Genomic DNA, 6,723 nt, shown 5'->3' on the forward strand with positions numbered 1-6,723 from the left:
CAACAGGGTCGTCGGCAAAGAAGGCGGGATAGCCGATGGTGAAGCTGCATGTGCCGCGCTGGGCGTGGGTTTTGACGGGTTCCGGGCATTTTTTTACGGAGAGCTTCGCACTTGTTCGCCAGCTCGAACATTGCGATGTCTTCGTGTCTAAGGCCGCCAACGAAGTGCTGCGCATGTACAAGCTTAAACTTGATTTCCCGGAGACGACGCGCGTGCTGCACGACAAGACCGCAAGCGCGATCCCGGTCGGCGAATTCTACCACGGTGTCTATCACACGGTCGTGGTGGCGCCGGCCACGTCCAACACGGTCGCCAAATGCGTGCATGGCATTTCCGACACGCTCGCCACCAATGTCTTTGCCCAAGCGGGAAAGTGCCGTGTGCCAGCCATCGTCTTTGCTTGCGACACTGCGCCGGAACTCGAAACCCAGGCACCGCACGGACTGGTCAAGGTCTATCCGCGCAGGATCGACCTGGAAAATACCAAACAGTTGAAGAGTTTCGAGCGGACCCTGGTGGTCGAGTCGCTCGCTGATCTCGAAGCCTCGCTCACACGGCGCCAGGCCGAACTCGCAAGCGATGGCTGAGCGGCTGGTTTTTCTTACCGGCCATCTGGCCAAGGCGCGGCTGGAACGGCTGCTGACCGGGCTGGGCAGAACCGAATTCGTGTGGGAAATCGTCGACGTCGGCGTCAAGGTCGCCGCGCTGATGAGCGAGGACATCGTGAAGCGTCGGCTCACTCTGACAGGAGACGTCGACCGCGTCATCCTGCCCGGACGCTATCGGGGAAACATCGAACACCTGTCGGAGCATTTCGGCGTGCCCTTTGTGCGCGGCCCCGACGAGATCGCCGACCTTCCGGCCTTCCTTGGCCGGGCGGGCAAACCGCCGGATCTGACGCGTCACGATATGCGCATCTTCGCCGAGATCGTCGATGCGCCGATGCTGTCGGTCGAGGCCCTGATGGCGAGGGCCTCGATGCTGGCTGCGGCCGGCGCGGATGTCATCGATCTGGGCTGCCTGCCGGAGACGCCGTTTCCGTTGCTGGCTGAGGCAGTGCGGGCACTCAAGGCACAGGGGTTTGTGGTCAGCGTCGATTCGGCCAGCGCAGACGAACTGTCGATCGGTGCGCACGCCGGCGCGGACTATCTTCTCAGCCTCGATGAGAACACGCTGCCGTTGATCTTCGACCATCGGGCTACGGCAGTGTTGATACCCTCCATCCCCGGCGATCTGGATTCGCTCGGCCGGGCGATTACCGCGGCACAAAAGGCCGGCGTCGCCTTCATTGCCGATCCCGTGCTCGACCCGATCCATTTCGGCTTCGCCGTTTCACTCGGGCGCTTCATCGAGGCGCGGCGCCGTTGGCCGGACATCGAATTGCTGATGGGCACCGGCAATCTCACCGAATTGACCGACGCCGACAGTTCCGGCGTTACAGCCGTGCTAGCGGGGCTCTGCTCGGAACTCCGGATCCGGAACGTGCTGACGGTGCATGTCAGCCCACACACGGTGCGGACGATCGAGGAGCACGATATCGCCCGCCGCGTCATGTTGGCTGCTTGCACGGACGGCGCGTTGCCGCGCGGCTATCACCCAGGCCTGTTGCAGGTCCACGATCGCAAGCCTTTCACAGCCTCAACCGACGATATCGAGGCATTGGCGGCCCAGGTGCGCGATGCCAACTTCCGGATCGCGGTAGCGGAGGACGGCATCCATGTTTTCAATAGCAAAGGGCATGCGGTTGCCACGGATGCGTTCGAACTTTTTGCCTGGCTGGACGTCAACGCCGACGGCGCACACGCTTTTTACCTCGGCGCGGAACTGATGAAGGCGGAGATCGCGTGGCGGCTCGGCAAGCGTTATGTGCAGGACGAGCCGCTCGCATGGGGCGTTGCCGCGCCGGCACCCGAAACCGACCGTACCCGTCTTGCCGAGCCGGGCAAGACGCTCCGCGCAAGGAAAGAGCGCTAGGACCATGCCCTACATTCGCGAATCGATCATCACGACGGTCAATAAGGCAGGCAACGTCCACATCGCGCCGATTGGCATCATTGCCGAGAATGACGGTTGGGTTATCGCGCCGTTCCGGCCGTCGGTCACGCTCGACAATCTCGCCGAAGTGCCGTTCGCCATCGCCAATTATACTGACGACGCGCGTGTCTTTGCCGGCTGCCTGACAGGCCGCAAGCATTGGCCAACCGTTCCGGTTGACGGGTTCCCGGTGCCGAGGCTCGAGGCGGCGCTGGCGTATTCGGGCCTCGAAGTCCGGGCGGTCGATGACAATGGTGTGCGCCCCCGCCATTTCTGCCGCGTGGTGCGGGAGGAAACGCTCGCGCCGTTCACCGGCCTCAACCGAGCCAAGGCGGCGGTGCTTGAGCTGGCCATCCTGGTCAGCCGGCTCGGCATGCTGCCGCGCAACAAGATCGAGGCGGAAATCGCCTACCTTTCGATCGCCATCGAAAAGACGGCAGGCGACGGTGAAAAGGAAGCCTGGGGCTGGCTGATGCAGCGTGTCAGCGATCACTTGACCGCCAAAGGTTCGGATAGCGAGGACTCGCGAGCATAGGCGCGAGCGCCGCAACCTGCTTACGAAGGATATCCCGCCAAAAGCGCCACTGCGGACGCAGGTGCCGCGCTGCTCGCTTGCCCGCGAACAGTGTCATCGGCGGGGATGATGTCGGCGAAATCGACGTAACTGCGTTCCATGCGTTCGGCCAGCCGCCTGATCTGCCAGCGACCGCTTCCGGCGCCGACGATCGGGACATCCCGAGACAGGGTTCCGGCAACCAGCGCCGCTGCATCGTGCACTTTGCGCAGTTGCTGCTCGCTGAACCAGCGCGCGACTTCACCCCATTCCGGCGGGGTGAGGTCGGTGGCGTCGCGCCCCACCATGCGCGCCAGCCGCGCGATCGAGCCGTCCACAGTCTTTTCCTTGCCGTCGGCGGGAGGGTGCCTGTCGTCGTCCTCGTCGAGCACGCCCAGGATGCGGTGAGCGTCGGCGATCGAGGCGAAATATTCGTTCATCAGCGGCGTTAGCCTGCCATGGACGGGAGCCGACGAGGCTACGCCGAACAGGAATGTCCTGGTAAAGCCGGTATAGACCAATTCGCCGGTTAGAAGCCGTCCGGCATCGGTGTAGCCGTCATTGGCCACGGCGCCGTTCTTGATGGCGATAATATCGGTGGTGGTGGAGCCCATGTCGACGAACAGGGCATCGCCGGCGAGTTTTGCCACCAACAAGGCTGTCGCGTGCCAATTGGCGGAAGCCACATCGGCGGTCAGCTGCGCTGCCCGCTCGACTCCGACGAAACCGGATGGTCCGGCATAGACCAGCTTTTTGTCTGCGGGGAAATGGGTGGAAATCTGACCCAGCAGAGCCGCCACGCCGGCATCGCGGGACGGAAAGATGTCCGACAGTTCGCCCGTCATGGTGAATGCGTTGAGATCCGCACCCGCGTAGATCGGAGCCGTTTCGTCGAGGGCTGAAGCCAGCTTGTCCAACCCTTGCCAGAGCGGCGTTGCGATCGTTACCGCCTCGACGATGCGACCGTCTTGTGCGCGGGTCACCTTCAGATGCGCGCCGCCAATGTCGAAACCGGCAATGATGCCCTTTCTTTTTTCCACGCTTCAAGCTTTCATGACGGGGGCAATTGGTCGGTGAAAAAGCGTTGCGTATCATTCCGGTTCTCGACCTGAAAGACGGCGTGGTGGTTCGCGCCCAGCAGGGAAAACGCGATCGCTACAGGCCGATCGTTACGCCGCTCAGCCGAAGCCCTGATGTGGTCGCGGTCGCTGAAGGACTGCGTGGGCTTTATCCTTTTTCCACCTTCTACATCGCAGATCTGGACGCTATCGAAGGCGGAGCGCCAAACAGCGACGCACTCGCCCGGCTGAGGACGATGGCGGAGCCGCCGGAACTTTGGGTCGATGCCGGCGTGGCCGACGAAAAGACACTTTTGGCGGCGCTTGCCGAACGCTCGCTGTCTCCTGTTCTGGGCTCTGAATCGCAGCGAGACGACATGTTGCTGCGGCGTTTTCGCGATCATCCCGATCTCATCCTGTCCCTTGATTTCGTCGGCGATAGTTTTTGCGGGCCGCGTTCTCTTCTCGATGAGCCCGAGCTTTGGCCGCAAAAGGTGATTGTCATGACGCTGGCCAAGGTCGGTGCGGCCGCCGGTCCCGACTTCGGGCGGTTGCAGGAGGTCAAGGCCAAGGCCGGAAATCGCGCTGTCATTGCGGCCGGCGGTGTCCGCGACGAGAACGACATCAGGGCCTTGTCCGCCATGGGCGTCGCCGCGGCACTGGTCGCAACCTCATTGCACAACGCTACGCTCACGCCCGGCCACCTCGCGTCACTCGGCGCCTGATCGTCGTTGCTCGTCAGCTCCCGAAGGGCGTGCGCCCTTCGGGAGCTGACGTTTCAAAAGCCCAGAACCTTTTTCAGCCGGCGCAACAGACCATCCGTCTCAGAAGAGGGTTTTTCCTGTGCGGGGCTGTCTCTTGTCTAGGCTGCGAACGGATGCTTGACCTTGTCGCGCTGGGCCGTTGCTTCGGCGGCGGTCGGGGTTCCTGCAACGGCGCGCTGGATGGCTTCCTTTGTCGCCTCGTAATTGTATTTCTGGATCTTGGCGTCGTCCGCCGCGTCCCAATGGATGAATACCCCGACGCAGATGAACACGTCGTCTGCTTCGTTGGCCGGAATGGTCCCGTCCGCAACGCTGTCCTGCACGGCCTTTGCCACGGCGTGCTGCGCCGGGCCGAACATCTGGACCGCCTGTTTGGCACCCTTGATCGTGACCTTGTTGAACATCACGGTGTTGGGTTTGCATTGAAGATTGGGCGCGATCACCGCCAAAAGCGAAGTAAAGCCGTCCTTGTTGTTGGTAAGCGCGTTGCAAAATGCCGTTTCGACCGCGCTCCCCCGCGGGCCGATGAGCAGGTCGACATGCGCGACTTCGTTGCCGTCTCCCACCAGCGATTCACCGACCATAACCTTTGATATTTTTGCCATGCCAATTTCCTCCAAGACACAATTATGATGTCCACGGACGCTGCAACCGAGCAGGCGCTCGATGGACAGCTATCCTTGTTGGCAGCGTCCGGATTTGCCCGGACCGGTTGGCTAGATAGCCGCGGAAGCACAGCTTCCGCTTTTGGAAGTCAAGCACCAACGCCGCGATTATGCAAGGTGAGGGCGAGGGTGTGGACTAAAAGAGTAGCCACGGTGAGGTCGGCCGAGGTGCCGGGGTTGATGTTGTCGGCCTTCAGCCGGCGGTCGAACTCCATGAGCAGACGAATGCGCGACGGTTCGTCGCCCTCGGCATGGAGCGCCGCCTGAACGGCAACGGCTTCCTGCCGCGCCTGATTTGCGACGTGAACGCCGTGCTTGCGCATCACATGGCTGTCGGGGAAGCCGGCGAGAAACGCCATGTAGACGAACACCGTCGGCCACATGCCGTCTTCTTCACGTGCCAACGCTCCATCCAGCGCGGCGAGCCCGACCCCGAACACGTCGCCGAAACAGTTGCTGTACTGGCGAGCGATCATGTCGCGGTCGGCAGCCTCCCTCATCGCGTCCAGCAAATGGACCTTCGGCTCCTGCCGCACATCGTTGGCGGCTTCTCCGAGGCCGCCTGGCGCGGCCGTGACGATCGCCTCGAATACCGCCTTGGTATCCTGCACGCTCAAAGCCCGAAGCAGCGAATCGAGATTGTCACGCAGTCTGTCACCGCCCATTTCGGCGGCGCATATCAGAGGCCCTGCCAGAAGGATGATTCCGAGATTGGTATTGGTTGCGACCGCCAGTCGTGTCGCGCGCACCGCCTCCAGCATCCGCTGCCCGACCGGCAGACGAGGATCGGTCAGCGGCCCGGAGGAAACCTCCGCACTTGTCATGAACTGGGCGGCGGACATGCCGTGTCCGTCGGCGAACAGATGGACGTTGCCCGGCTTTAGGGCTTCGATCTCCATCCTGCAGGCATTCTTATAGCTGGCCCGGAGGCGTTCACGCGAAAGCACCACCTTGCCCGCCCTCACGAATTCGCAGGCGCGGCAAAACGGTAGGGCCGCGGTGCGGCGGCCGCCTCGGCGCGGTCGGCCAGAAGTTTCAGCAAGGCATCGGCGATTGCTTCGGCGATGTTCACGGCGACCACCGACTGCAATCCCGACCATGCGGGCATGCTGTTCACTTCGAGTATGAACAGATTGCCGTCGTCAGCCCGCACGATGTCCACGCCGGCAAAATCCGCGCCGACCGCGGCTGACGCAGCGACGGCCAGCGATGCCAGTTCCGCCTTGCCATGTTCGGAAACCTGTTCCGGCACGCCACCCCGGTTGACGTTCGTGATCCAGTCGTCGCTGATGCGGCTCATCATCGCCACGGTCTCTCCGGCGCAGACAAACACGCGGAAATCCCGGAAAGGCGGACCGGCACGCGACACATATTGCTGAAGGTAGTAGACGCTGTTCACCTCTTCTGCGGCCGGCAGGTCCGAGAACGTGCGGATCAGCTTTATGCCGCGGCCTTGCGCCCCGAACAATGGTTTCAGCACCAGCGGTCCCCGCGGAAGCTCTTGCGCCGCGACCTCCTCGGCGACGGCAAGTCCTTCTACGGCAAAGGTGCGTGGCGTAGGCAGGCCGGCATTTTTCAGGAGGAATGTCGTCATCGACTTGTCGACGCAGCGCTCGATCGCCTGCGCGGAATTCCATACGGGAACCGAC

Annotated in this window: 8 protein-coding genes; 4 read left to right on the forward strand and 4 right to left on the reverse strand. The window is 62.6% G+C overall.

Annotated elements, in window-relative coordinates:
- Positions 1–35: 35 nt before the first annotated feature.
- From EN879_RS19170 to EN879_RS19180, 3 genes are read left to right on the forward strand one after another with little or no spacing between them, the layout of a single operon-like run.
- Complete coding sequence (locus tag EN879_RS19170) at positions 36–587, forward strand: flavoprotein (protein ID WP_013532041.1); 552 nt, start codon at positions 36–38, stop codon at positions 585–587.
- Entirely contained in the window at positions 580–1,974 is a 1,395-nt protein-coding gene (locus EN879_RS19175; RefSeq protein ID WP_063167852.1) for a DUF6513 domain-containing protein, read from the forward strand. Before EN879_RS19170 ends, EN879_RS19175 begins: the two co-directional genes overlap by 8 nt.
- A 4-nt stretch (positions 1,975–1,978) precedes the next feature.
- Positions 1,979–2,569: a DUF447 domain-containing protein gene (locus EN879_RS19180; RefSeq protein ID WP_063167853.1), complete on the forward strand. Its 591-nt coding sequence runs from the start codon at positions 1,979–1,981 to the stop codon at positions 2,567–2,569.
- A 20-nt stretch (positions 2,570–2,589) separates the two neighbouring features.
- Here EN879_RS19180 and EN879_RS19185 read toward each other — a convergent pair whose 3' ends face one another.
- A complete protein-coding gene (locus tag EN879_RS19185) occupies positions 2,590–3,627 on the reverse strand; it encodes a hydantoinase/oxoprolinase family protein (protein ID WP_024504387.1) in 1,038 nt (345 codons plus the stop codon).
- A gap of 44 nt (positions 3,628–3,671) precedes the next feature.
- On the opposite strand from EN879_RS19185, the gene EN879_RS19190 reads away from it, so the two are divergent.
- Positions 3,672–4,370 carry a HisA/HisF-related TIM barrel protein gene (locus EN879_RS19190; protein ID WP_063167854.1) on the forward strand — a complete coding sequence of 233 codons (699 nt, stop codon included), beginning with the start codon at positions 3,672–3,674 and terminating at the stop codon, positions 4,368–4,370.
- 137 nt (positions 4,371–4,507) lie between these two features.
- Here EN879_RS19190 and fae read toward each other — a convergent pair whose 3' ends face one another.
- The 3 genes from fae to EN879_RS19205 form a co-directional block, all read right to left on the reverse strand.
- The gene (gene fae / locus EN879_RS19195) at positions 4,508–5,014 is read right to left on the reverse strand and encodes a formaldehyde-activating enzyme (RefSeq protein WP_013532036.1); all 507 of its coding nucleotides are present in this window, start codon (positions 5,012–5,014) and stop codon (positions 4,508–4,510) included.
- 149 nt (positions 5,015–5,163) lie between these two features.
- Positions 5,164–6,039 carry a triphosphoribosyl-dephospho-CoA synthase gene (locus EN879_RS19200; RefSeq protein WP_335919129.1) on the reverse strand — a complete coding sequence of 292 codons (876 nt, stop codon included), beginning with the start codon at positions 6,037–6,039 and terminating at the stop codon, positions 5,164–5,166.
- Positions 6,036–6,723 (reverse strand): RimK family alpha-L-glutamate ligase (locus EN879_RS19205; protein WP_127274178.1); only part of this gene is annotated, 688 nt, incomplete at its 5' end. The genes EN879_RS19200 and EN879_RS19205, both read right to left, overlap by 4 nt.

The sequence above is a fragment of the Mesorhizobium sp. M7A.F.Ca.AU.002.02.1.1 genome (assembly GCF_003998535.1).
GTDB lineage: Bacteria > Pseudomonadota > Alphaproteobacteria > Rhizobiales > Rhizobiaceae > Mesorhizobium > Mesorhizobium ciceri.

What these genes read in the sequence shown, in the direction of transcription:
- EN879_RS19170 (WP_013532041.1), top strand. Translation starts at nt 36, where the DNA reads ATGGTGAAGCTGCATGTGCCGCGCTGGGCGTGGGTTTTGACGGGTTCC.
- EN879_RS19175 (WP_063167852.1), top strand. Translation starts at nt 580, where the DNA reads ATGGCTGAGCGGCTGGTTTTTCTTACCGGCCATCTGGCCAAGGCGCGG.
- EN879_RS19180 (WP_063167853.1), top strand. Translation starts at nt 1,979, where the DNA reads ATGCCCTACATTCGCGAATCGATCATCACGACGGTCAATAAGGCAGGC.
- fae (WP_013532036.1), bottom strand. Translation starts at nt 5,014, where the DNA reads ATGGCAAAAATATCAAAGGTTATGGTCGGTGAATCGCTGGTGGGAGAC.